Source organism: Streptomyces venetus (genome assembly GCF_039540295.1).
Taxonomy (GTDB): domain Bacteria; phylum Actinomycetota; class Actinomycetes; order Streptomycetales; family Streptomycetaceae; genus Streptomyces; species Streptomyces venetus.
On the sequence record NZ_BAABET010000002.1, the window covers coordinates 268576 to 291789 of the forward strand.

At 71.1% G+C, this 23214-nt stretch carries 22 protein-coding genes and 2 tRNA genes; 8 read left to right on the forward strand and 16 right to left on the reverse strand.

Features of this window, described 5'->3' with window-relative positions; translation table 11 throughout:
- The first annotated feature begins 89 nt into the window (after nt 1–89).
- From ABEA82_RS06120 to ABEA82_RS06130, 3 genes are read left to right on the forward strand one after another with little or no spacing between them, the layout of a single operon-like run.
- Nucleotides 90–857, forward strand: a complete 768-nt coding sequence (locus tag ABEA82_RS06120; RefSeq protein ID WP_345660339.1) for an ABC transporter ATP-binding protein — start codon at nt 90–92, stop codon at nt 855–857.
- Nucleotides 854–1717, forward strand: coding sequence for an ABC transporter permease (locus ABEA82_RS06125; RefSeq protein ID WP_345660340.1), 864 nt, complete (start codon nt 854–856; stop codon nt 1715–1717). The genes ABEA82_RS06120 and ABEA82_RS06125 overlap by 4 nt, the downstream gene beginning before the upstream one ends.
- On the forward strand, nt 1714–2844 hold the full coding sequence (locus ABEA82_RS06130; RefSeq protein WP_345660341.1) for an ABC transporter substrate-binding protein: 1131 nt from the start codon (nt 1714–1716) through the stop codon (nt 2842–2844). Before ABEA82_RS06125 ends, ABEA82_RS06130 begins: the two co-directional genes overlap by 4 nt.
- Nucleotides 2845–2892: 48 nt before the next feature.
- Here ABEA82_RS06130 and ABEA82_RS06135 read toward each other — a convergent pair.
- The 4 genes from ABEA82_RS06135 to ABEA82_RS06150 form a co-directional block, all read right to left on the reverse strand.
- Nucleotides 2893–2966 (reverse strand) — tRNA-Met (locus ABEA82_RS06135).
- A gap of 220 nt (nt 2967–3186) precedes the next feature.
- Nucleotides 3187–5010 carry a tetratricopeptide repeat protein gene (locus ABEA82_RS06140; RefSeq protein ID WP_345660342.1) on the reverse strand — a complete coding sequence of 608 codons (1824 nt, stop codon included), beginning with the start codon at nt 5008–5010 and terminating at the stop codon, nt 3187–3189.
- Nucleotides 5011–5244: 234 nt separating this feature from the next.
- A tRNA-Met gene (locus tag ABEA82_RS06145) sits at nt 5245–5318 on the reverse strand.
- A gap of 57 nt (nt 5319–5375) precedes the next feature.
- Nucleotides 5376–8312, reverse strand: coding sequence for a UPF0182 family membrane protein (locus ABEA82_RS06150; protein ID WP_345660985.1), 2937 nt, complete (start codon nt 8310–8312; stop codon nt 5376–5378).
- Between the two features lie 163 nt (nt 8313–8475).
- On the opposite strand from ABEA82_RS06150, the gene ABEA82_RS06155 reads away from it, so the two are divergent.
- Nucleotides 8476–9018, forward strand: a complete 543-nt coding sequence (locus ABEA82_RS06155) for a PPA1309 family protein (RefSeq protein WP_345660343.1) — start codon at nt 8476–8478, stop codon at nt 9016–9018.
- 145 nt (nt 9019–9163) lie between these two features.
- On the opposite strand, the gene ABEA82_RS06160 is transcribed toward ABEA82_RS06155, so the two are convergent.
- From ABEA82_RS06160 to ABEA82_RS06175, 4 genes are all read right to left on the reverse strand, one after another.
- Nucleotides 9164–10255, reverse strand: coding sequence for a YlbL family protein (locus ABEA82_RS06160; RefSeq protein ID WP_345660344.1), 1092 nt, complete (start codon nt 10253–10255; stop codon nt 9164–9166).
- Between the two features lie 102 nt (nt 10256–10357).
- Nucleotides 10358–10522, reverse strand: a complete 165-nt coding sequence (locus ABEA82_RS06165; RefSeq protein ID WP_003992824.1) for a hypothetical protein — start codon at nt 10520–10522, stop codon at nt 10358–10360.
- Between the two features lie 116 nt (nt 10523–10638).
- The gene (locus tag ABEA82_RS06170; RefSeq protein ID WP_345660345.1) at nt 10639–11100 is read right to left on the reverse strand and encodes a molybdenum cofactor biosynthesis protein MoaE; all 462 of its coding nucleotides are present in this window, start codon (nt 11098–11100) and stop codon (nt 10639–10641) included.
- A gap of 116 nt (nt 11101–11216) precedes the next feature.
- A complete protein-coding gene (locus tag ABEA82_RS06175; protein ID WP_345660346.1) occupies nt 11217–12338 on the reverse strand; it encodes an SDR family oxidoreductase in 1122 nt (373 codons plus the stop codon).
- A 192-nt stretch (nt 12339–12530) separates the two neighbouring features.
- Here ABEA82_RS06175 and ABEA82_RS06180 point away from each other — a divergent pair, with 192 nt between their 5' ends.
- Both ABEA82_RS06180 and ABEA82_RS06185 read left to right on the forward strand, forming a co-directional pair.
- Nucleotides 12531–13979, forward strand: coding sequence for a zinc-dependent metalloprotease (locus ABEA82_RS06180; RefSeq protein WP_345660347.1), 1449 nt, complete (start codon nt 12531–12533; stop codon nt 13977–13979).
- Nucleotides 13976–14503, forward strand: coding sequence for an NUDIX hydrolase (locus ABEA82_RS06185; protein WP_345660348.1), 528 nt, complete (start codon nt 13976–13978; stop codon nt 14501–14503). The genes ABEA82_RS06180 and ABEA82_RS06185 overlap by 4 nt, the downstream gene beginning before the upstream one ends.
- 213 nt (nt 14504–14716) lie before the next feature.
- Here ABEA82_RS06185 and ABEA82_RS06190 read toward each other — a convergent pair whose 3' ends face one another.
- From ABEA82_RS06190 to ABEA82_RS06205, 4 genes are all read right to left on the reverse strand, one after another.
- Nucleotides 14717–15472, reverse strand: a complete 756-nt coding sequence (locus ABEA82_RS06190) for an AIM24 family protein (protein ID WP_345660349.1) — start codon at nt 15470–15472, stop codon at nt 14717–14719.
- 17 nt (nt 15473–15489) lie between these two features.
- Complete coding sequence (locus tag ABEA82_RS06195) at nt 15490–16170, reverse strand: AIM24 family protein (RefSeq protein ID WP_037766080.1); 681 nt, start codon at nt 16168–16170, stop codon at nt 15490–15492.
- 11 nt (nt 16171–16181) lie between these two features.
- On the reverse strand, nt 16182–17942 hold the full coding sequence (locus ABEA82_RS06200) for a TerD family protein (RefSeq protein WP_345660350.1): 1761 nt from the start codon (nt 17940–17942) through the stop codon (nt 16182–16184).
- 182 nt (nt 17943–18124) lie between these two features.
- A complete protein-coding gene (locus ABEA82_RS06205) occupies nt 18125–18733 on the reverse strand; it encodes a M48 metallopeptidase family protein (RefSeq protein WP_345660351.1) in 609 nt (202 codons plus the stop codon).
- Nucleotides 18734–19003: 270 nt separating this feature from the next.
- Between ABEA82_RS06205 and ABEA82_RS06210 the strand changes: the two genes are divergently transcribed.
- Nucleotides 19004–20218, forward strand: coding sequence for a TOMM precursor leader peptide-binding protein (locus ABEA82_RS06210; RefSeq protein ID WP_345660352.1), 1215 nt, complete (start codon nt 19004–19006; stop codon nt 20216–20218).
- Nucleotides 20211–21581: an ABC1 kinase family protein gene (locus tag ABEA82_RS06215; protein ID WP_345660353.1), complete on the forward strand. Its 1371-nt coding sequence runs from the start codon at nt 20211–20213 to the stop codon at nt 21579–21581. Before ABEA82_RS06210 ends, ABEA82_RS06215 begins: the two co-directional genes overlap by 8 nt.
- An 18-nt stretch (nt 21582–21599) precedes the next feature.
- Here ABEA82_RS06215 and ABEA82_RS06220 read toward each other — a convergent pair whose 3' ends face one another.
- The 4 genes from ABEA82_RS06220 to ABEA82_RS06235 all read right to left on the reverse strand — a co-directional run bounded on the left by ABEA82_RS06220 (nt 21600) and on the right by ABEA82_RS06235 (nt 23136).
- Nucleotides 21600–21809, reverse strand: a complete 210-nt coding sequence (locus tag ABEA82_RS06220; RefSeq protein ID WP_345660354.1) for a hypothetical protein — start codon at nt 21807–21809, stop codon at nt 21600–21602.
- A 137-nt stretch (nt 21810–21946) separates the two neighbouring features.
- Entirely contained in the window at nt 21947–22270 is a 324-nt protein-coding gene (locus ABEA82_RS06225; protein ID WP_345660355.1) for a hypothetical protein, read from the reverse strand.
- Nucleotides 22267–22635 (reverse strand): WhiB family transcriptional regulator, encoded by a 369-nt coding sequence (locus ABEA82_RS06230; protein ID WP_345660356.1) that lies wholly within the window; start codon nt 22633–22635, stop codon nt 22267–22269. Before ABEA82_RS06230 ends, ABEA82_RS06225 begins: the two co-directional genes overlap by 4 nt.
- A gap of 174 nt (nt 22636–22809) precedes the next feature.
- Entirely contained in the window at nt 22810–23136 is a 327-nt protein-coding gene (locus ABEA82_RS06235) for a hypothetical protein (RefSeq protein WP_345660357.1), read from the reverse strand.
- Between the last annotated feature and the right edge of the window lie 78 nt (nt 23137–23214).

Genomic DNA, 23214 nt, shown 5'->3' on the forward strand with positions numbered 1-23214 from the left:
TCCGTGTCCGCACACTTCCCGTATCTGACGGGTCGTCATATGGTCAACGGCACCCACCAGTCCGTTCCGCACTCCGCGAGGAGACCGAAGTGGGAGAGCCGTATCCGAAAGTCACCGCCCATGACCTGACACGTGCCTTCGGCCGGGGCCCCCGCGCGGTCGCCGCCCTCGGCCCTCTCTACCTGACCGTCGCACCCGGCGAGTTCGTCTGCCTCGCCGGCCCCTCGGGGTGCGGCAAGTCCACCCTGCTGCGCATCGCCGCCGGACTGCTCCGCCCCAGCGACGGCACGCTGGAGATCCGGACCACCGGCCCACGCCCGGCCGCCATGATCTTCCAGGACTACGGCATCTACGACTGGAAGACCGTCCAGGCCAACGTCCGCTTCGGGCTCGACGTCCAGCGCGTCCCGCGCCGGGAGGCCGACGCCCGGGCCGCCGACTGGCTCTCCCGCCTGGGCCTCGCCGACTTCGCACACGCCTACCCCGCGACCCTCTCGGGCGGCATGCGGCAGCGGGTCGCCATCGCCCGCGCCCTCGCGGTCGAGCCCGAACTGCTGCTGATGGACGAGCCCTTCGCCGCCCTGGACGCCCAGCTCCGCACGATCCTCCAGGACGAGCTGCTGGAGATCACCCAGGCACTGCGCACGACGACCCTGTTCATCACCCACAGCCTGGAGGAGGCGATCGTCCTGGGCGACCGCGTCCTGGTGATGTCCGCACGCCCGGGCCGGATCATCGCCGAGCGCCGACCGCCCTTCCCGCGCCCGCGCACCGGTGACGTCCGCGCCACGCCCGAGTTCTCCGCCCTGAAGAGCGAGCTGTGGGACCTGTTGCGTAAGGAGGCGGTGCCCGCATGACCACGGTCGCTCCCGAGACGCGGGGCTCGGTCCTGGTCCGCCGCCCGGGCCCGCGCGAACTGCACCCCGTACGCACCCATCGCCGCCGCCGCGCCCTGGAACTGTCCCTCGCCGCGGCCGTGCCCGCCCTTCTGGTGCTGCTCTGGCAGCTGGCGGCCCTCCGGGGCTGGATCGACGAACGCGTCTACCCGGCGCCGTCCACCATCCTCGCGGACGGCTGGGACCGGGCCGCGGCCGGCGATCTGTGGCCGGACGTGTGGGCGACCGGCCGGCGCGTCCTGGCGGGCTATGCGGTGGGCACGGCGGCGGGCTACCTGCTGGGCCTGCTGATGGGTTCGCTGTCGCTGGTACGGGCCGCCCTGGAACCGCTCCTCGACGCGCTGTACGTCGTCCCGAAGCTGGCCCTTCTCCCCGTCTTCCTGAACATGTTCGGCCTGGGCGAGGGCCCGCAGGTGGCGCTGGTGGCGACCACGGTGTTCTTCTTCGTCTGGATCTCCACGATGTCGGCGGTGATGGCGGTCCCCGACGGCCACCGCGACGCCGGCCGGGTCTTCGGCGCCTCCGCGTGGCAGATGTTCCGCCACGTCCTGCTCCCGGCCTCCCTGCCCGCCGTCCTGGTCGGCGCCCGGATCGCGGCGGGCGTGGCGGTCCTGGTGATCGTCGCCTCCGAGCAGATCGCCGCCACCGACGGCCTGGGACACCTGATCTTCGACTCCCGGGCGCTCTTCCAGAACGACGTGATGTTCGTCGGCATCGTCTGCGTCGCCGTCCTGGGCGTGCTCTTCTCCGAACTGGTCCGGTTCGCCGGGCGGCTGCTCACGCCGTGGGCACCGCGCGACCGGGGACGGGGGCAGTCATGAGGCGGCGTCTCGCCCTGGCCTTGACCGCCCTGCTGGTGTCGGCGGCCTGCTCGTCCCCCTCCTCCGGGACCTCGGCACCGGAGGCCGACGAGCGGACGCGCGCGATCCGCCCGGTCGACGGCTGCGGCACCGGATCCTGGACGGACCCCGCCGACCTCGCCCCCGACCGCTCACCGGCCCGCTGCCGCCCCGGCTCCCCGCCCGCGCGGCGCCTCCCCGAGCCCCGGAAGCTGACCATCGCGACCGGCACCCTCGGCGCGGAGTACGTGGCACCGCTGCGGGTCGCCCTCGACAAGGGCGAGTTCGAGAAGGAGGGCCTGGACGTCACCCTGAAGGTCCTGCCGACGCCCGAGGCGCTCCCGCTGCTGGCCAAGGGCGAGGTCGACGCGCTCTGGGCGGCCCCGGAGGCGGCCGTGATGAACGGCATCCGGGGCGGTTTCACCATCCGCTGGGTCGCGGGCAACTTCTCACCCGGCCCGAAGTCCAAGAGCGGCCTGTGGGTCCGGCTGAAGGACGGCGAGACGGCGACGTCCGTGCGCATGGCGGACCGCAGGCTCGGGACGATGATCGGCAAAGGCTCGGTGATCGCCTACCCCATGGAACAGGCCCTGGAGCGGCACGGCGGCGGCCTCGACCGGATCCGCTACCAGCAACTCGGCTCGGCCGACGTCCTCACGGCCCTGCGGAACGGCGGCGTCGACTCGGCCTGGCTGCTGGACCCGGTGTGGCGCCGCGTCGACGGCGAACCCGGCTACGCCTTCCTGGGCGGCCAGCCGGCCGGCGAGCCCCTGGGCGGCATGCTGTACGGCCCGAGCCTGCTGAACGACGACATGGACGCGGGAGTGGCCCTGCTGCGGGCGTACATCCGCACGGTGAACACGTACTTCGCGGCCGACTACAAACAGAAGGAGAGTTACGTCACGTATCTGGCGAACCTTCTGAAGACCGACCCGTCGATCCTCCGCTCCACCCCGTCGCTCCGCATGGACTGGGAGATCCGCAGGGGCACCACGGACCGCCTCCAGGCGGCGTACCGGGCCCAGGGAGTGGCCGAAGGCGACTCCCTCCCGGAGTCGCGGACGGTGACCCGCTCCCTCTACGAGGAGGCGGTGGGCCACCGGCGCTGAACACACCGAGGGCCGGAACCCTTTCGGATTCCGGCCCTCGGCCTTCAGTAGCGGGGACAGGATTTGAACCTGCGACCTCTGGGTTATGAGCCCAGCGAGCTACCGAGCTGCTCCACCCCGCGTCGGTGAATGCAACGTTACGTCAACGACGAGACCGGATGCAAATCGCTTAACGATGAGCGTGAGCTGCGGGCAGTCGTGCCGCTGGGGCGATGGGGGTCCCCCCTGCTCGAGCGAAGCCGAGAGCTTGGGGGAGGGTGGGCGCAGCCGCACCCCGCTCCGCCGGGTTGCGCACGCCCCGCCCTCAGCAGCAACGCCGAGCACCCGTTCACAAACCCGGCGTCACGCAGACAGCTCCTGCCGAAGCGCATCCCGCAACCGCTCCGCCCGCTCCGTCACCGACGCCGGCCCCAGCGACACGGCCCGATCAGCCCACCGCTGCCCCTCCGCCAGCTCCCCCCGACGCGCGTAGACGAGGGCCAGCCGCAGCGCCGCCCGCCCATGCCCCGCATCAGCCGCCCGCGTCCACCACACGGCGGCCTCGGGCTCACTCCCCTCCCGGGCCAGCAGCAGCCCGAGATTGAACGCACCGTTGCGGGACCCGGCCTCGGCCGCCTCCCGGTACCACCGAGCCGCCTCGACGACGTCCCCCCGGGCCGCCGCGAGCATGCCGACCCGGACCTGCGCCCGCCGGTGCCCCTGCGAGGCCGCCCGCTCGTACCACTCCTCGCACTCGCTGCGCCGGTGCACCGGCTCCCCGAGCTCGTGCGCCGGCTCCGGCGGCCGCCGGGCGTCGAGCACGGTCGCCAGCCGGTACGCGGCCTCCGCGCTCCCGCCTCCGGCCGCACACCGCAGGTGCCGCTCGGCCTCCTGCTCGTCGCCGTCCCGCAGCCGCGCCATGCCGACCTGGAGCGCCGCCTCGGTGTGCCCGGCCGCGGCGGCCTGCTCGTACCAGCGCAGCGCGGCCTGCTCCTCGCCCCGGCCGGCGTGGAGGATGCCCAGGTTGAAAGCGGCGTCCACGCTGCCGGCCTCCGCGGCCTTGGAGAACCACGGCTCCGCGCCCGACTCGTCCCCGCCCCGCAGCAGCAGGATCGCCAGCGCGTTCGCGGCTTCCCGGTGCCCGGCGTAGGCCGCGCGCCGGTACCACTGCTCGGCCTGCTGGGTGCGCCCCTGTTCGGCGCAGAGCAGCCCCAGGTTGTACGCGCCGTTCACGTCGCCCGCGTCCATCGCGGCCCGGTACCACCGCTCGGCGGTCTGGGTCTCGCCCCGCTCGGCGTGCAGGGCGCCCAGCGCGTTCGCGGCATTGCCGTCGCCGTCCTGGGCGGCCCGCAGCCACCACACGGCCGCGTTCTCGGTGTCGCCCGCGTCGCGCAGCAGGAACCCGAGGGCGCAGGCGGCCCGCGCCTCGCCGTCCTTGGCGGACGTCAGGTACCACCGCCCGGCCTCCTTGAGCTCACCGCGCTTCTCCAAGATCGCCCCGAGGTGCAGCGCCGCCCGCCGGTGGCCGCGCGCGGCGGCCTGGCGGTACCACTGCTCGGCCTCCGCCGGTGCCGGGACACCGTTGTCACCGTCGGCCCCCCGTGTCGCGTTCCGGTCCAGCGCCCGCGCCAGCCGGTACGCCGCCTCCCGGTGCCCGCGTTCGGCCGCGACCCGCAGCCACTGTTCGGCCGCGGCGTCGCCGCGGTGCTCCAGCAGGTCGGCGAGGGCGTACGCGCCCAGGGTGTGGCCCTGTTCGGCGGACTGGCGCAGCCAGTACTCGGCGGCGGGTTCGTCGCCGCGCTCGCGGTGGTGCCGGCCGAGGGCGTGCGCGGCCGCCGCGGATCCGGCGACGGCGGCGATCCGCCACCAGCCGGCGGCCTCGTCGGCGTAACCGCGCTGATGGAGGAGGACGCCGAGGTTGTTGGCCGCGGCGCGGTCGCCCGCTGCGGTGGCGGCACGCAGATGGGATTCGGCACCGTCGAGATCACCACGGCGCAGCAGCATGGCCCCGAGGACACTCATCGCCTCGACGTCGCCGGCCTCCGCGGCGAGCCGCTGACGCAGTTCCTCGGCCGCCTCGTCGGCGATCTCCCCGGTCTCGTCCGGGGTCTCGGTGTCCTCCCGGCTGGAAGGCTGCACAAAACGCCCTGTCTCGAACAGAGTTCCCTTGTCCCCCATAACGTCCATCGTCGCACCACCCGCAACCGGGGTACACCTGGTATACCGCAGCCATTGAGGTCACTACAGCGTTTTGTCGACATGCCCACAGAGAGACAAGTCAAACACAGATTGCACAACTCCCCCCGGCGGCGCGGCCGCAGCACGCCGCAGCACAAGCGTTCACACATCACGAAGGCCCGGATTCCTGTGTGGAATCCGGGCCTTCGGTGTCGCACTGTCACTCGGACATCGCGACTTCAGTAGCGGGGACAGGATTTGAACCTGCGACCTCTGGGTTATGAGCCCAGCGAGCTACCGAGCTGCTCCACCCCGCGCCGTTGTGTTCACAACCGTATCACGGCGCGGGATGGGCATTTGACCAGGCCAGGGCCTCAGCTGCTCGGCTTTGGACTCGGACTGCCGCTCGGACTGCCGCTGGGCTTGCTCTCGCCGCCCCCGGCACCGCCGGGCCGGCTCGCCGAGGCCTGCGCGTCCTCGGCCCGCTGCAGGGCGTCCTCCAGGTCCTTCTGCGCCCGGCCGTACGCCTCCCAGTCGTTCTTCTTCAGGGCGTCCTGGCCCGCGTCGAACGCCTTCTGGGCATCTTCCAGGGCCTGTTGGACCGTCGGGTTGTCGGACGTCGGCGGTGGTGTCGTATCACCGTCGGCCGGTGGCTCAGGACTCGTGCCTTCCGCTCCGAAGACCTTGTTGAGGGCCTCGTCGAGCGTGTTCTCGAAGGCGGTCTGGCCTCCGTAGGTCACCAGGACCTTCCGCAGCAGCGGGTACTTCAGTCCACCACCGCGTACGTAGACCGGCTCCACGTAGAGCAGTCCTCCGTCGAGGGGGACCGTCAGCAGATTGCCGTACTCCACCTCGGAGTCGCCGCCTCTCAGGAGCCTGATGGACTCGGCGATGTCCTCTTGGGAGTTGAACTGGCTCTGGACCTGCTTGGGCCCGTTCACCGTGGTGTTGGTCGGCAGTTTCAGGATTCTGATCTTGCCGTAGTCACTGGTGCCGGCTTCCGCGTCGACCGCCATGAAGGCACTGAGGTTGTCCCGGCCGTTGGGCGTGAAGGTCGTCGTCAACGAGAACGCCTGCGCCTGCTGGTCGGGCATCTTCATGCTCAGGTAGTACGGCGGCACCGCGCTGCCCGAGCGGTTCGTCGGGTCGTCCGGCACCTGCCACACCTCGCTGCCGCTGAGGAACGTCGTCGCGTCCTTCACGTGGTAGCGGGTGAGCAGCTCCCGCTGGACCTTGAACAGGTCCTGCGGGTAGCGCAGATGGTCCATCAGGCCCTTGGAGATGTCGCTCTTGGGCTCCACCGTGTCCGGGAAGGCCTTCATCCAGGTCTTCAGGACCGGGTCCTTGGTGTCCCACTGGTAGAGCTTGACCTTGCCGGTGTACGCGTCGACGGTCGCCTTCACCGAGTTGCGGATGTAGTTGACCTGGTTCTGCTGGGCCACCACCGCGCGGTTGTCGTTGGTGGCGGTCAGCGAGTCGGCCGTGGTGTCGCCGAGGGTCGTACGCGAGGAGTACGGGTATCCGTTCGTCGTCGTGTACGCGTCGACGATCCACTGGATCCGGCCGTCCACCACCGCCGGGTAGGCGTCGCCGTCGATGGTCAGCCACGGGGCGACCGACTCGACGCGCTCCTTGGGCGTGCGGTTGTACAGGATCCGCGAACCGTCGCCGATGGCACCGGAGTAGAGGATCTGCGGTTCGCCGAACGCCACCGCGTACGCGGCCCGGTTGACCGGGTTGGAGAGGTTGACCCCGCTGTCGCCCTTGTAGCTGGTGGTCTTCTCGCCGTTGTCGTCGGAGTAGTCGATCTCCTTCTGGGGACCGCCGACGATCGAGTACGTGGTGGTCTTCTCGCCGTAGTAGACGCGCTGCTCGTACGTGCCGAGGTCGCCCTTGGACGGCAGGTCGGACTCCGTGAAGACCGGCCGGCCCTGGGCGTCGGCGCTGGTGCCCTCGGCGGAGACCGCTCCGAAGCCGTGGGTGTAACGGAAGTGGTTGTTGATCCAGTTCTTCTTCGGGATGCCCGCGAGGTTCAGCTCACGCAGGCCGATGACCGTGTCCTGGTCCTTGCCGTCCTTGGCGTAGCGGTCGACGTCCAGATTGGTCGGGAACGCGTAGTAGTTCCTGATCTGCTGGAGCTGCTGGAACGTCGGCGAGACGATGTTCGGGTCCATGATCCGGACGCTCGCCGTGGAGTCGACGTCGTCGCGCAGCTTGGTCTTGTCCTCGGTCTTGCTGGTGCCCGAGTAGTCCGTGACCTTGGTGCCGTCGATGCCGTACGCCTTGCGCGTCGCCTCGAGGTTCTTCTCGACGTACGGCGCTTCCTTGGCCTGCTCGTTCGGCTGGACCTGGAACTTCTGCACGATCGCCGGGTACAGGCCGCCGATGAGGATCGCGGAGAGCACCATCAGGCCGAAGCCGATCACGGGCAGCTGCCAGGTGCGCCGCCAGAGGGTGGCGAAGAACAGCAGCGCGCAGATGACGGCGATGCAGAACAGGATCGTCTTGGCCGGCAGGTAGGCGTTGGCGTCGACGTACCTCAGGCCCGTCCAGTTGTCGGTCGCGCGGAAGTCGCTGGACTTGACCGCGAGTCCGTACCGGTCGAGCCAGTACGCGACCGCCTTGAGGGCCACGAAGACACCGATGAGCACCGACAGGTGCCCGGTGGCGGCCGCCGTGGCGCGGGCGCCCGGGCTGGTGACGCGCAGCCCGCCGTAGAGGTAGTGCGTGAGCGCGGCGGCGATCACCGAGAGGATCGCGGCGGCGAAGCCGAAGCCGAGCAGGAACCGGTACCAGGGCAGGTCGAAGGCGTAGAAGGCGACGTCCAGCTTGAACTGGGGGTCCTTCTGCCCGAAGGGCACGCCGTTGACCCACATCAGCCAGGTCCGCCACTGGCCCGAAGCGGATGCGCCGGCGATCAGACCGACCAGGGCGGTGATCCCGAGCAGCAGCCACTTCTTGTAGGGCGCGATGCCCATCCGGTAGCGGTCGAGGTTCTGCTGCTCCATCGACATGGCGCTCAGCGGCGGCCGGAGCCGGTGCGCCAGCCAGATGTTGAAGCCGACCGCGAGGGCCATGAGCAGACCGAAGACGAAGAAGAGCCCGATCTTGGTCCACAGGGTGGTGGTGAAGACCGACGAGTAGTTCACCGACCGGTACCAGAGCCAGTCCGTCCAAAACCCCGCGAACATGGTGAACGCCATGCCGAGGACGGCCAGGACGCCCAGCGTCATGAGCAGGGTCCGGACTCGCCGGGACGGGCGGCCCACTCTGATCCGCGGCCCCGTCGGGCCTCCGCCGCGGTCCGGCATCTGGAAAGCCAAGGTGCGCACCTCGAATGTCGCTGTTGATTCGTCAGGCCCGCGTCTTCACGGACCCTGCGCGGCCCCCGTGATCGCGGGCCCCCACCTATGCAACTTACTCACCGTTTACTCGGTTCCCGATTCCGGTCAGGAACGAGGCAGGATTGTGACCATGTCCAACACTCCCATGGCTGCGAACCCGCTCACCCGGGCCGTCCTCGAGATCGACGAGTACGTCTCCGGCCTCGGCTGGGACCAGCCCGCCCGCCTTTTCGCCCTCGTCGACACCGCACGGCTCCGGTCCGAACAGCCGTCGCTCGCGGACCGGCTCGGTCTGGACGACGAGCCGGAGAACTCCGGCCTCACCCCGATCGAGCAGGACGAGGTTCCAACGGGCAAGCCGCTCGACGAGTTCCTCGCCACCATCGCCTGGCCCGACGCGGTGGCCGGCTGCGCCCTCGCCGTGGAGCGCCTGATGCTGCCGCCGTCCGCGGAGGCCCAGGTGCCCCGGGATCTCGACGAGGCCGCGCTGTCGAAGTGGGTGGCGGAGCACCCGGAGCGCCAGGAGGTCCGGATGACGGTCGCGGTCCAGCGCGACGGCACCCGCGAGTCGGCCCTGCGACTGCGCGAGAAGGACTCCCCCACGGAGGTCCTCACCGGCTCCGACCTGGTGCCGGGGCTGGCGGAGGCCCTGGCGGCGACGTTCGAGGAGTAGCCGGGCGGCCGTGCTGCCGAGCGGCCGTGCGGCCGGGGCCGGGCTCCGGCCGGCCGCGCTACCTGCCGCCGGTTCCGGCCGGCCGCACTACCTGCCGCCGGTTCCGGCCGGCCGCACTACCTGCCGCCGGTTCCGGTCCGCCGCACTAGCTGCCGCACTTCGGCAGAGCGGCGGTGTCGCCGCTGCGCAGGTCCTTGAGGGCGCCCAGGGCGTCCCCGATGGTGTCGACCTTGATCAGGGTGAGGCCTTCGGGGGTGTCCTTGGCCGCGGCGGCGCAGTTGTCCGCGGGCGTCAGGAAGTACCGCGCGCCCTTCGCCCGCGCGCCCACGGTCTTCATCTCGATGCCGCCGATCGGCCCGACCTTGCCCCGGTCGTCGATCGTCCCCGTGCCGGCCACGAACTTGCCCCCGGTCAGACTGCCCGGCGTGAGCTTGTCGTAGATGCCGAGCGCGAACATCAGACCGGCGCTCGGCCCGCCGACGTCGGCCAGCTTGATGTCGACGGTGAACGGGAACGTGTGGTCGGTCCCCGCGGAGATCCCCACGATCGCGCGCTTCTCACCCGCGTCCTCGGACGTCGTGGTGGTGATGGTGATCTCCTGCGTCCTGGTCGGTGTCCGCTTCTCCTTCTCGGCTGCGACCTGCTCCTTGGCGGGCACGATCGTGAAGCGGACGTCCTGTCCCGGCTTGCGCTTCGTGACGAGCTTGGCCACGTCGGCCGGCTCCTTCACCACGGTGCCGTCGACGGCCTTGATCACGTCCCCGGCGTGCAGCTTGCCCTCGGCCGGGGAGTCCTTCACGACCGTCGAGACGATCACCCACGACTTCACCGGGACGTCGAGTTCCTTCAGCGCGGCGACCTTGGCGCTCTCCTGGGATTGGCTGAACTCCTCGGCGTTCTCCTGGGTCGACTGCTCCTCGGTCTTGCCGTCCGGGTAGAGCGTCTCGTGCGGCACGACCTTGTTGTCGTGCGCGAGCCAGCCGTAGACGGCCTCGACGAGGTTCATCCGGTAGTCGGCGCTCGTGACCCGGACCGTGGTCATGTTCAGATGGCCACTGGTCGCGTAGGTCTTGTGCCCCGCGATCTGCAGCACCGGCTCGCCGTCGTGATCGCCGAGCGTGTTCACCGTGGGCCCCGGGGACATCTCCGAATACGGCACGGGGATGAACACTCCCGCGCACAAAAGCGCGATCAGCATCAGGGTGGAGGCGAGCATCGTCGCGGTGCGGCGTGGCATGACTCGACAGTACGGGACGGTCCTGTCAGCGCACCGTCAGGGCCGCCCGTCCGGGGCGGCCCTGAGCTCTCACACCACGGTGACCTGCTGTTTTCCTGGGCTTCAGCTGCCCGGTCGGGGCTTCTCCATGGCCTCCCGGAAGCGGGCGTACCCGATGAGCTCCGGGCCGTCACCACGGGCCTTTCGGGTCCGGTTGGCCCAACTGCCCCAGAGGCCGCCGCCGATCGCAGCCACAAGCGGAATCAGCAACCAGGCGAGCGCCGCCATGCCGACCTCCAACCCCTTTGAGCGTCCGCAACTGACTGATCAGCAGATTAACCATCCGCAGTGACAACGCTCACGCCAGGGGTGGGGTTACGCAACCGGAGAGCCCGCCTCCCGGATCAGCAGGCGCCCACCCACTCCTCGGTGCCGTCGGAGAACCTCTGGTGCTTCCAGATGGGCACTTCGTGTTTCAGGTCGTCGATCAGCTTCCGGCAGGCCTCGAAGGCCTCTCCGCGATGCGGACACGAGACGGCGACGACCACGGCGAGGTCCCCGACCCGGAGGTCCCCCACCCGGTGCACGGCCGCCAGCGCCCGCACCGGGAAGTCGGCGACGACCTTCTCGGCGATCCGCCTCATCTCGGCCTCGGCGCTGGGGTGGCACGAGTACGCCAGCTCCGCCACGTCGGCGCCCCCGTCGTGGTTGCGCACCGTCCCCACGAAGAGCGCGGTGCCGCCGGCCGCGTCGTCCCCGACGGCCCGGAACACCTCGTCGACGGAGAGGGCCGTGTCCCGAATCCCGATCAGTTTGATCGGGTCCTGCGCGGCCTGCTCACCGGGGTGATCGATCGTGGATGCCATGCCCCCATCGTGCCGCACGCGACGGACGGCGCGGAATAGAGCCATCGACCGGCACGCGCGCGTACGCGTCGGACTCTCCTACGAGGGCACGGGACACGCCGGTCCTGGGCGGCGCGTCAGATGCGGCGCCGGGCCTTCCGGGCCCGCCGCACCACCGCCGCCGCGCCCAGCAGCGCCACCGTCGCACCCGCGGCACCCGCGGCCGTCGCGTCCTTGCGGCCCAGTCGCCGCCCGGCCACCGTGTGCCGGCCGGAGACCTCTTCCAGGAGCTCCGCCAGCACCTCCTCGTTGGTGTACCGGGGCCGCCACCCGGCCTCGTGCAGCCGGCTGCCGCTCACCACCCAGGGGTACATCGTGTAGGCCAGGTCCCCGGCCGGGGACGGGGTGAGCCCGATCCGGTGCAGTCGCGCCGCCGCACCGAGCGCGACCGCCGAGGGCAGCTCCATCCGCCGGATGCCGCTGAGCTCCTCGACCTCCTCCTGCTCCAGCCATCCGTCGCAGCCGACGGCCAGTTCTCCCTCGACCTTCTCCAGGACGGCGTACTCCAGCGCGCTGCACAGGTCCTCGACATGGCAGAACTGCCACGCGGGCCGCGAACCGGCGACGACGAGCAGTCGAGGGGACTCGAAGTACCTGGTCAGCGCGGTGTCGGTGCCGCCGACCAGGACGGCGGGACGCACCACGGTGACGTTCAGCCCCGGGTGCGCCCGCGGCGCCCGGCGCGCCAGCCGTTCGACTTCCAGCAGGTCGCCGACGCCCGTCGCCTCCGCCGTGGCCTGCAGTTCGGCGTCCTCCGACAGCGGCAGTTCGTTGTCCGGCAGGGCCCCGTAGACCATCGTCGAGGTGCACAGCACGACCCGGTGCACACCGGCCGCCGCGGCCGCCGTCAGGACCGTCTGTGTCCCCCGTACGTTGTAGGCCGTCCGGGCGGCCGCGTCGGTCTCCAGGTCCAGGTCCAGCGCCAGGTGCACCACCACGTCCGCCCCGCGCAGCTTCTCCGCGATGGCCGGATCCCGTACGTCCAGGATGTGCCACTGGGCCGCCGCGCACTCGCCGCGCCGCTCGTCGATGGCCACGACCTGCTTGACCTCGTCCGACGCGGCGAGCTGCTCCGTGAGCAGGGCGCCGACGCCGTAGGCGGCGCCGGTGACAGCGACGACGGGTCCGCGCGCCGCGGCGCTCGCGGGACTGGTTGACTGGTTTCGCGCTGCGCGAACCTGCGGATCTGGGGAACTCACCGGGCGTCTCCAGCGGTTGTCTTCAGTACGAGCGCGTGCGACGCATGCGTACCAGGTGGCATCCATCCTGCCGCAGGCTGTCAGTCGGCGAAGCACCGAGGCCCGATCCGCCCCAGGTGTCTACGCTGGGTGGTGTTGTCGGGCAGCCGCGCCGCCGGAAAGAACCGGTGGCCCTACAAGCCGAGGAATCCCGTGAGTGACACCCCATTCGGATTCGGCCTTCCGCCGGAGGAGCCGGACGACGGCGACGAGGGCAAGAAGAAGGACCAGGAGAGCGGTGGTGGTCAGGGACCGGCCAATCCGTTCGGTTTCGGCGGCCTGCCCGGAGCCGGAGGCTTTGGCGGCGGCCCTGGTGGCCCCGGTGCGGACAATCCGTTCGCAGCCATGTTCGGCTCTCTGAACCCCAACGACCTGGGCGCCGCGTTCCAGCAGCTGGGCCAGATGCTCTCCTACGAGGGCGGCCCGGTGAACTGGGACATGGCCAAGCAGATCGCCCGCCAGACTGTCTCCCAGGGCAGTCCTGACGGCACCAAGGACACGAGCGTCGGCCCCGCCGAGCGCAAGGCCGTCGAGGAGGCCGTCCGCCTGGCCGACCTCTGGCTCGACGACGCCACGTCGCTGCCGTCGGGCGCCGGTTCCGCGGTGGCCTGGAGCCGCGCGGAGTGGGTCGAGGCGACCCTGCCCGCCTGGAAGGAGCTCGTCGACCCGGTCGCCGAGCGCGTCGGCACCGCCATGGGTGACGTCCTGCCGGAGGAGATGCAGGCCATGGCCGGCCCGCTGATCGGCATGATGCGCTCGATGGGCGGCGCCATGTTCGGCACGCAGATCGGGCAGGCCGTCGGTGTGCTCGCCGGTGAGGTCGTCGGCTCGTCCGACATCGGCCTGCCGCTGGGCCCGGCCGGCAAGGCCGCGCTGCTGCCGGTCAACATCGAGACGTTCGGCAAGGACCTGAGCGTCCCCCAGGAGGAGGTGCGGCTGTACCTCGCCCTGCGTGAGGCCGCCCACCAGCGCCTCTTCGCGCACGTGCCGTGGCTGCGCTCGCATCTGTTCGGCGCGGTCGACGGCTACGCCCGCGGCATCAAGGTCGACACGGCCAAGCTGGAGGACGTGGTCGGCCAGTTCGACCCGCAGAACCCCGAGCAGTTGCAGGAGGCACTCCAGCAGGGCATGTTCCAGCCGGAGGACACGCCCGAGCAGAAGGCCGCCCTGGCCCGTCTGGAGACGGCTCTGGCCCTCGTCGAGGGCTGGGTGGACGCCGTGGTCCACGCCGCCGCGAAACCCCGTCTGTCGTCCGCGGACGCCCTGCGGGAGACGCTGCGCCGTCGCCGTGCCTCGGGCGGCCCGGCCGAGCAGACGTTCGCCACGCTGATCGGTCTGGAGCTGCGCCCGCGCCGCCTGCGTGACGCCTCCCGGCTGTGGGCCTCGCTCACGGACGCGCGGGGTGTCGACGGCCGGGACTCCGTGTGGGCCCACCCGGACATGCTGCCGACGGCGACCGACCTGGACGACCCGGACGGCTTCGTGCACCGCGAGCAGATCGATTTCTCCGAGCTCGACAAGATGCTCGGTGAGGCGGCCGACAAGCCCGACCTCAGGAAGAAGAAGGACGACGGCGAGGGCAAGGGCGACGACGCCGAGTGAGCCTGTTCGACGACGCGGTCCTCGTGCTCAAGGGCTACGAGGACCAGACGGAGCTGCGCCAGGCCTACCTGGACCACCTGGCGGAGCACCCGGACGGCCTGTGGAAGGCCTGCCGGGCGGGCCACATCACGGCGAGCGCCCTGGTGATCGACCCGGAGGCCGGCCGGGTGCTGCTGACCCTGCACAGGAAGCTGCGGATGTGGCTTCAGATGGGCGGCCACTGCGAAGCGGGCGATTCCTCCCTGGCCGGCGCGGCCCTGCGTGAGGCGACGGAGGAGTCCGGCGTCTCGGGGCTGTCGCTGCTGCCGGGCGGCCCGGTGCGCCTCGACCGGCACCCGATCCCGCCGCCCTGCCACTGCCACTTCGACGTCCAGTACGCCGTGCTGGCGCCGCCGGACGCCGCGCACGCCGTCAGCGACGAATCGCTCGACGTGCGCTGGTTCGGCTACGACGAGGTTCCGGAGGTCGCCGACGAGTCGGTGGTGCGGCTGCTGGAAGCGACGCGCGCGAGACTTGCGGCCTGAGCATGTGCGAGGGGCGACCGCTGCGGCGGCCGCCCCTCGCATTCGGTCCTGACGGCGGGCTGCGCACCCTGAGGGAGCGCGGGGAGCATTCGGTCCCGACGGCGGGCTGCGCACCCTTAGGGGCGCGGGGAACTGCGCGACCAGCCCCCCACGGCCCGCAGCCAAGAACCGGCCCGCAGCCCCCTTGACCCACCGGCCGAACCCGCGGAACGTTCAGCTCCAGACATTGCCCTGGTTCTGCCCCCGGGCCCCCTGCTGGCCCATGCCGTACTGCGCGGCGAGGCCGGAGCCGATCTGGGCACCCTGCGGCGGCAGCAGCTCGCTGGGCTGGACCAGCGCGAAACCGCTGCCCATGAAGCTCAGCTCCCACCCCTCGCCGGTGCTGCCGCGTCGCCGCCACACCCCCGAGGAGTGCGTCTGGGCCTGCATCTGCACCCGCAGGCTCGTCGACCAGGCGACGATCGCGTCGGCGTCGCAGTTGACGTACTTGTCCGGCGTCACCTGCAACAGCAGCGGCATGCCCGAGGTCATCAGGGCGATCCTGCCCCGGCCGGTGATGTTGAGCTGGTACTTCCCGGAGCCGGAGATGCCGTACAGGCTGTCGACCGCGATGACCTCGTGGTGCAGGGAGGAGTCCATCGCCAGCACATAGCTGCTGTCGACGGTGAGGCCGTCCTGGTCCACCTCCATCACGTGGATGTGCTGCTTGAGGTTGGCGAGGTAGACCGTGCCCTGCCCGTGGCAGCGCATCAGGTCGAGTCCCTCACCGGTGTGCGCACGCGCGCGTGCCTGGTCGTTGCTCTGGTACTCGGCGTCGAACTCGACGAGGCCCTGGTAGGCGACCATGGTGCCCTTGCGGGCCAGGATGTCGTCGTGGCCCTCCAGGGCGACGCGCAGCATCTGCTTGTTCTGCAGGCTCCAGCGGTCCTGGGTCTGCTGCTCGTTGTAGGCGAAAATCGGGCTCTGCATGGCTTTCTGGCTCCCCCTCAGCCCCGGACCCGGAGACGGTCGGTGCTGTCCTCGCTGGGCTGGACGACGACGATGCCCTGACCGGAGAAGGCCATCTGGTAGGCCTCGCCGCTGCCGCGGCCGATCAGCGACTGCGCCCGGAAGCTGCGCTTGCCCTTCACCTTGAGGTTCGGGGACCAGGCGACCAGGGCGTCGGGGTCGACGTACGTCTCGTCCTCGCCGCCTCCGCAGTCGACGACGATGGGCTTGCCCCGGGAGGTCAGCGCGACCCAGCCCTGCCCGGAGATCCTGGTGTTCCACAGGCCCTGCCCGGCGAACTTCGCCAGGCCCTTGACCCGCTCGACGCCCCACGTCAGATGGGCGTCGAAGGCGAGCAGGTTCGTGGCGTTGACGGAGATGCCGTCGCCGTTGAGGTTGATGACGACGACGTTCGCGCCGTAGTCGGCGAGGTAGAGCAGGCCGTCGCCGGAGCACTTCATCAGGGGCGCGCCCTCGCCGGTGAGCCAGTCCTTGGCGATCTGGCGCACGGCCGGCGGGTTGGGCTCGTACTGGACGAACCCTTCGTAGGCGACCATCGACCCCACGCGCGCGAGGAGGTCGTTCCCGGTCTGCATGGCGACCTTCAGCATGTGGTTGCCGTGGTTCTCCATGCGGGCGGTGACGGGTGCGGGGGCGTGGCCCGCGAGCTGCTGTGTCATGACGGGCTCCCTCAGACCTCGTACGGCTGGACGACGATGAAGTTGCCGGGAGCACCCCGGAACTGGAGGTTGACGCTCTCCCCGGTGTCGCCGGGGTAGGCGTTGCGGCGCATCCGCACCTGGCTGGAGACGACGACCTGGGCGGCGGCCGACCAGGCGACCACGGCGTTGCAGTCGGCGAAGGTGGTGGGTGTGACGGGCAGGACGACGGGCGTGCCGTGCGTCTTGACGACGATGGTGCCGGTGCCCTGGAACTGCATCGTGAACAGGGCGCCCCCGGGGATGCCGTGCCCCTCGATGCGGCGGACCTCGTACTGGAGGGTCTCGTCGAAGGCCAGGACGTTCTCCGCCGAGACACAGACGGCGTCGCCCTGGAGCTCGATGGGGTGCAGCATGGTCGAGTTCTCGGCGAGGAACACCTGTCCCTGGCCCGTACAGCGCATCAACTGCATCTCCTGGCCGGTCGCGTTGCCCACGATCCGGCCGGCGAAGCCGGCGCCCTTGTAGCTGAAGTCGACCTTGCCCTGGTAGAGCACCATGCTGCCCTGCCGGGCCAGTACGGGCTGGCCGCCGATGCCGAGGTCCACGCGCACGAGCTTCTTGTTCTGCTGCGTCCAGCGCTGCCCGGTGGGGGTCTCCTTGAACTGCTGGAGCGCGGCGGTGACGCCGGGGCCCTGCGGAGCGCCCTGGGGCGCCCCTTGGGGAGCGCCGTAGGGGGCCTGGGCATGCGGGGCCTGTCCCGCCTGTCCGAACGGCGGCTGCTGGCCGTAGCCGGGCGGCGGGGTGGGCTGGCCGTAACCGGGCGGCGGGGCCGGGGCCTGGGGCGCCTGGGGCGCCTGGGGGTAGCCGTAGCCGGGGGGCGGCGGGGCCGTCTGGCCGGGGGCCTGGCCGTACGGCGGCTGCTGCTGGCCGGGCTGGCCGTACGGCGCGGGCGCCGGGGCCGGAGGTGGCACCGGGGAGCCGCCGGGCTGAGTGGTCATGGGCGCGACGATGGTCGGGGCGGCGTGCACCTGGGGAGCGGGACCCGGCGCCGGGGGCGGCGTGGCGCCCGCCGGGGGCGCGAAGCCCTGCGCGGCGGGCTGGGGCGCGGGGGCCGGGAGCGGTGCCGGTGCGGGAGCGGGGGCCGGGGCGGGAGCGGGGGCCGGGGCGGGTTCTGGGGTCGCGGGGACGCCGAACGCGGGCGGCGCGAAGCCCGGGGCGGTGCCGGCCTGCGGCTGCTGCGGTGCGGGCGCGGGCGTCTCCTCCTCGGCCACCTCGCCGCCGAAGTTCTTCAGCAGCGCGTCGAGTCCGCCGTCGAAGCCCTGCCCGACGGCGGCGAACCGCCAGACGTCCTTCAGGTAGAAGTCGCCCAGCATGACGGCCCGTTCGGTGGAGAACTCCGAGCCGCTGAAGGGGTAGCGGGCCACTTCCTCGCCGCCCGCGACGATACGGATGTAGCCGGGGGCGATCTGCGACATCTGCCCGGCGCCGTCGAGCGTCGCCGTGAAGGACAGCTTCTGGATCTGTGACGGGATCCGGTCGAGCGTCACCCGGAAGCTCTCCGTGTCGCCCGCCTGGGCGCCCAGGAGCTGAACGGCCTCCTCGGGGGACTTCGGCTGGTTGTAGAAGACGAAGTACCGGTCGTCCGAGAGCCGTTCGTCGGCGTCGAGGCCGAAGCAGCTGATGTCGAAGCTCAGTCCGGGGCCGGAGATCTGCACGCCTACGTACAGATCCGTGCCCGCGGTGAGGTCACTGATCCTGGCCTTGTGGCCGCGTTGGAATTCCCTGGCCATGCGTAACGACCGTCCCCCATCCAGAACGTGATTGCGTCGCGCCAGGCTAACGGCAAACCCTGACACCGGACGCAGTCGGTACAGACCCGGTACAGAACCCGCGCCCGGCCGTATCCGCTGCTCGCCCGGGGAAAGCGGTCACTCACCCCGGCCGCTCCTCAACCGCTCACTTCCCCAGCCGCTCACTCCGCCGAGCGCTCACCCCGCGCGCCGGGCACGTGCGGCAACCGCTCGGCGGCGGCGACACCTTCGAGATAGCCCCGGGCCCGCTCCGTGCGCGGATAGGCCTTCAGCAACTCCCAGAAACGGGGGCCGTGTCCGGGGACGAGCAGATGGGCGAGTTCGTGGAGGAGGACGTAGTCGACGACGTACTCGGGCATGCCCTGGAGACGGTGCGACAGGCGGATGCTGCCCTCGGACGGAGTGCAGGATCCCCAGCGCGTGTTCTGGTTGGTCACCCAGCGCACCGAGGCGGGCCGGGCCCGCCCGGCGAAGTACTGGTCCGAAAGCTGCCGGGCCCGCGCGGCCAGCTCGGTGTCGCCGAGGGACCGCTTGCTCTCCTGGGCGGCCAGCTTGTCGAGCATGACGTTCACCCAGCGCTGCTCCTCCGCCTCGGACATCCGGGCGGGGATGAGCACCACGGTGCGATCGCCCTCGCGGTACGCGGAGACCGTTCTGCGGCGGCGGCTGCTCCTGCGGACCTCGATCGCGCTCGCCCCCGAGCCGCTCGGCGGCTGACTCGTCGTGCTGCGGTGTGGCTTTCCGGCGCGGTGCAGTGGGTCGGCGGGCACGCCCCGACGTTACCCGCTGCACCCGGGGAAGTCCCGGCTCCAGGACGGTTCGCTGCCGATGCCCTCACCGGCCGCCGGATTTGTACGACGAATCCGCACGCCTGTGGACAACTTCCGGCGGCCGACGGCGGGTTTCGGCATGCTTGCTGTTGTCGGCGATGCGCTGGGCAGGTCGGTCCGGGACCAGGGGCCGCGCTCTGCGTCGGTCTCGGGCTGCGCTCGCGTCCGGTCGACATACGGGGATGATCTATTACATACGGGGGCCCTTTCATGCATCCGATGGTGAAGCCCGCGCTCAGGCGCGGCTGGCGCGACCTCAACACCGTGCAGTTCGGGATGACACCGGCGCATGCGATGACGCTCGGCCCGATGGACCTGGCGACGGGCAGTTACCTCGACCTGCTGAACGGAACACGGGGGATGGAGCTGCTGCGCGAGGAGGGCCGCCGTATGGATCTGCCCGACGGCCATGTCGACGGGCTGGTACGGCGGCTCGCGCGGGCCGGGCTCCTCGACGACGCACGGGGCGGCGGACCGGCCGCCGACGCCCTGCGGAAGAAGAAGGAGGTCCTCGACCGGCTGCGTCCCGACCTGGCCACCCTGTCCCTGACCACCTCGGAACCCGGCGACGCCATCAGCCGGCTGGCCGCCCGGCGCTCACAGCGCGTCCAGGTGCGGGGCGCGGGCCGCGTGGGAGCCGTCCTGGCCTCACTGCTGGCGGGGGCCGGCGTGGGCGAGGTCGACGTACTCGACGGCGGCCGTGTGGAGCCTTGGGACGTCGCCCCGGGTGGGCTGCCCGCTGACGCTGTCGGCGACCGCAGGGACGAGTCGGCCCGCCGTGCCGTGCGACGGGCGGCCCCGGGCAGGCGACAGCGCCGCTCGACGGCCCACGCGGCCCCGGAGGAAGGTGACCCGGGTTTCTCGCTGGTGATCGTCGCTCCGCGTGACGACGTCGCGGTGCACGCGCCCGATCCGGCCGCCGCCGAGCCCCTGATGTCCTCCGGGACGCCCCATCTGTACGCCGGTGTCGTGGAGGGGACCGGCGTGGTCGGTCCGTTCGTCCTGCCCGGAGAGACCGGATGCGCGGGTTGTCTGCACGAGAGCCGTACCGATCGGGACCCGACCTGGCCGCGGCTGGTCGCCCAGTGGCGCTCCGGCAGGCAGCGGCACGTGCGGCCCTGCGACCTGACGCTGGCCACGACCGTGGCCGGACTGGCCGCCGCCCACGCGCTCGCCTTCCTGGACGGCCGGGTGCCGACCACGGCGGGGGCGCGCTGGGAGGTCTCCCTGCCCGCTCTTCACTGGCATGCGCGGCCCGTCCTGGCGCATCCGGCATGCCCGTGCGCTGCGGCGGAGAGAGGAAAAGGGGAGCACCTCTCGGAGGACGGGGAGTCGGAGGGGACAATGGCGGTGCAACGGCCGTCGGCGCAGTGCCGTGAGGCAGCGGCGGAGCGGCCGGCTGGGACTTGGAGGGCGCATGTCTGATCTTCCCCGGAAGGCGGTCACCAGGACCGCCAAGCTCGCCGCGCTCCCGCTCGGCATCGCCGGGCGGGCGACCTGGGGATTCGGCGAGCGAATCGTCGGCGAGTCCGCGGAGCTCGTCGGCCGCGAGCTCCAACAGCGGACGGCTGAGCAGCTGTTCAAGGTGCTCGGAGAACTCAAGGGCGGCGCGATGAAGTTCGGCCAGGCCCTGTCCGTCTTCGAGTCGGCACTGCCCGAGGAGGTGGCAGGTCCCTACCGGGCCGCGCTGACCAAGCTCCAGGAGGCGGCGCCGCCGATGCCGACGCGCACCGTGCACGCCGTTCTGGAGGAGCGGCTCGGTGAGGGCTGGCAGGAGCTGTTCCTGGAGTTCGAGGACAAGCCCGCCGCGGCGGCCTCGATCGGTCAGGTGCACCGCGGGGTGTGGCATGACGGCCGCGAGGTGGCGGTCAAGGTGCAGTACCCGGGCGCGGGCGAGGCCCTGCTGTCCGATCTCAACCAGCTGAGCCGCTTCTCCCGCCTGCTCGGTCCGCTGATCCCCGGCATGGACATCAAGCCGCTGATCGCGGAGCTGAAGGACCGCGTCTCGGAGGAGCTGGACTACGGCCTGGAGGCCCAGGCCCAGCAGGCCCATGCGGAGGAGTTCGCGGACGACCCGGACGTGCTCGTGCCGCAGGTGGTCCATCAGTCCGACCAGGTCCTGATCACCGAGTGGATCGACGGCATCCCGCTGTCGGAGATCATCGCGGACGGCTCCCCGGAGCAGCGTGACCGGGCCGGTCAGCTCCTGGCCCGCTTCCTGTTCTCCGGTTCCGCCCGTACCGGCCTGCTGCACGCCGATCCGCACCCGGGCAACTTCCGGCTCCTGCCCGGCGGCCCGGAGGGCGAGGACGACTGGCGTCTGGGTGTCCTGGACTTCGGCACGGTCGACCGGCTGCCGGGCGGCCTGCCGGCCACCATCGGCGAGTCCCTGCGCATGACCCTCGACGGGGAGGCCGAGGCGGTCTACGAGCTCCTCAGTGCGGAGGGGTTCGTGAAGGAGACCATAGAGCTGGATCCGGACGCGGTGCTGGACTACCTGCTGCCGATCATCGAACCGGCCCAGGTCGAGGAGTTCACCTTCACTCGCGGCTGGATGCGCAGTCAGGCGGCCCGGATCGCCGACCCCCGCTCCCCCGCCTACCAGCTCGGCAGGCAGCTGAACCTGCCGCCGTCGTACCTTCTGATCCACCGGGTGACCCTGAGCACGATCGGTGTGCTGTGCCAGCTGGGGGCGACGGTGCGTCTGCGTGAGGAGTTGGCGGAGTGGCTGCCGGGGTTCGTTCCCGAGGGCCCGGCGGACGGCGAGGAGGCCGCGGTGGAGGCGTGAGCCACCCGGCCGTGCGCTTCACCACCGGTTCAGGTCGAGCCGCCCCTCGATCGACCTGAGGTTCTCCCGGGAGCAGGTCACGCAGAAGTGGCGACGGGTGCCGTGCTCCACGGAGCAGGTCCAGGTGAGCTGCGGTGCTTCGGCCGAGGCTCCGCAGCGTGCGCACACGAGACGGGCGGGCTCCGCGGCAAGACCGCCGTCGTCACTTCCTCCGGGAGGAATCGTCACCCGCCGACGATAACCCCGTGCCCGGCGGTTGGTCGGCACAACGCACCGCGGGGGCCGGTCCGTTCGGTACGGACCGGCCCCCGCGGGGGAGAGCTCCGCCTCCCGGGGTCGGGAGGCCACCGCTTCAGGTGGGTCGGTTACTGCATGACCGCCATGGCGAGCGCCCGGCGGGCGCGCCGGGAGGCGCGCTCCGCCCTGCGCTGCATCCGGCGGGCGGTCGCCAGGCGCACGGCCGGCCGTTCCCGCTCAGCCTCGTGCAGTCGCTCGCGCATATGCGCGCGAGCCATGGCTTCTGGGATGAGTTGCATCTCTCGGGTCCTGTTCTGACGCGAGTCCTTCGCGCCGCTGGTGGTGAAGTCTTGGTTCGCGGAGCCGGCGGGCTCGTATGTGGACGGCTTCATCGGGGCCTGTTTCTGGGGGTCGTGCGTGAGGGGGCGGTCGATCGTTCCTGCGGTGTTCATGCCGTGACCGGGTTCTTGCGCGGGCGGCCACGCGGCCGCTTCCGGGCGACGACGACACCCTGGACGAACAGCTCGCCACCCCAGACGCCCCAGGGCTCACGCCGCTCCTTGGCGCCGGCGAGGCAGGCCTCGATCAGCGGGCAGGTGCGGCAGAGAGATTTGGCGTACTCGACGTCCGCGGGCGACTCGGCGAAGAAGACCTCCGGGTCGTAGGAGCGGCACGGGACGGGTACGCCGAGGTTCTCGATGGCGTCGTCGAGCGCGGTGAGCGCGGTGAGCGGGGTCAAGGCGGAGTCCTCCGTGGAGCAGGGCTTGGGGATCGTTTGCGAAGGCGGTACGGACGGGGCGTGCGCTTCGAGTTGCACGGTTCGTCTTCCTCGTCTGGTCGTTCCGGCCTGTTGGCCGGGGGGCGGCTGGTACCGGGTTCTTTCCTTGTCCCGAGGCTCCTTCGGTCAGTCCGTCCCCTGTTCAGGGACAAACAGAAGGGCCGCGGATCCCGGATGGGGTTCCGCGGCCCTGAAGGCGCCGGCCTGATCGAATCAGGCTGGATCACTCCAGGGTTCTGGCCCACGGAAGGCCCACATCAGGTGGTGCTGCGTCGTCTGCTTCCGGAATCCGGCACCGGTCGCCGTAAAGGCATAGGCCTGCGCCTGTGCCGCTACTGCTGCTTCCAGTGCCTTGGTCGGTCGCTCATTGCGCTCGCGGACGGGAAGGCCCGCGGGGGCAGCGGAGGAGGACGCCGGGCGAGCGGCACGAATGCCGGACAGACCGGTGCCCAGGTTCGAAACGCCGAGCATGCACGTGGAGACGGCCGAGCGATCGGTCATTTTCACGGTGTTGATGGAGCTGGTGTTGATGCTGATCACTGGACTCGCCTCCTCTCGGCGTCTCGGGGGACTGGGTGAACCAGTCCGACGGATATGAAGTACACCACGGAATCAGGG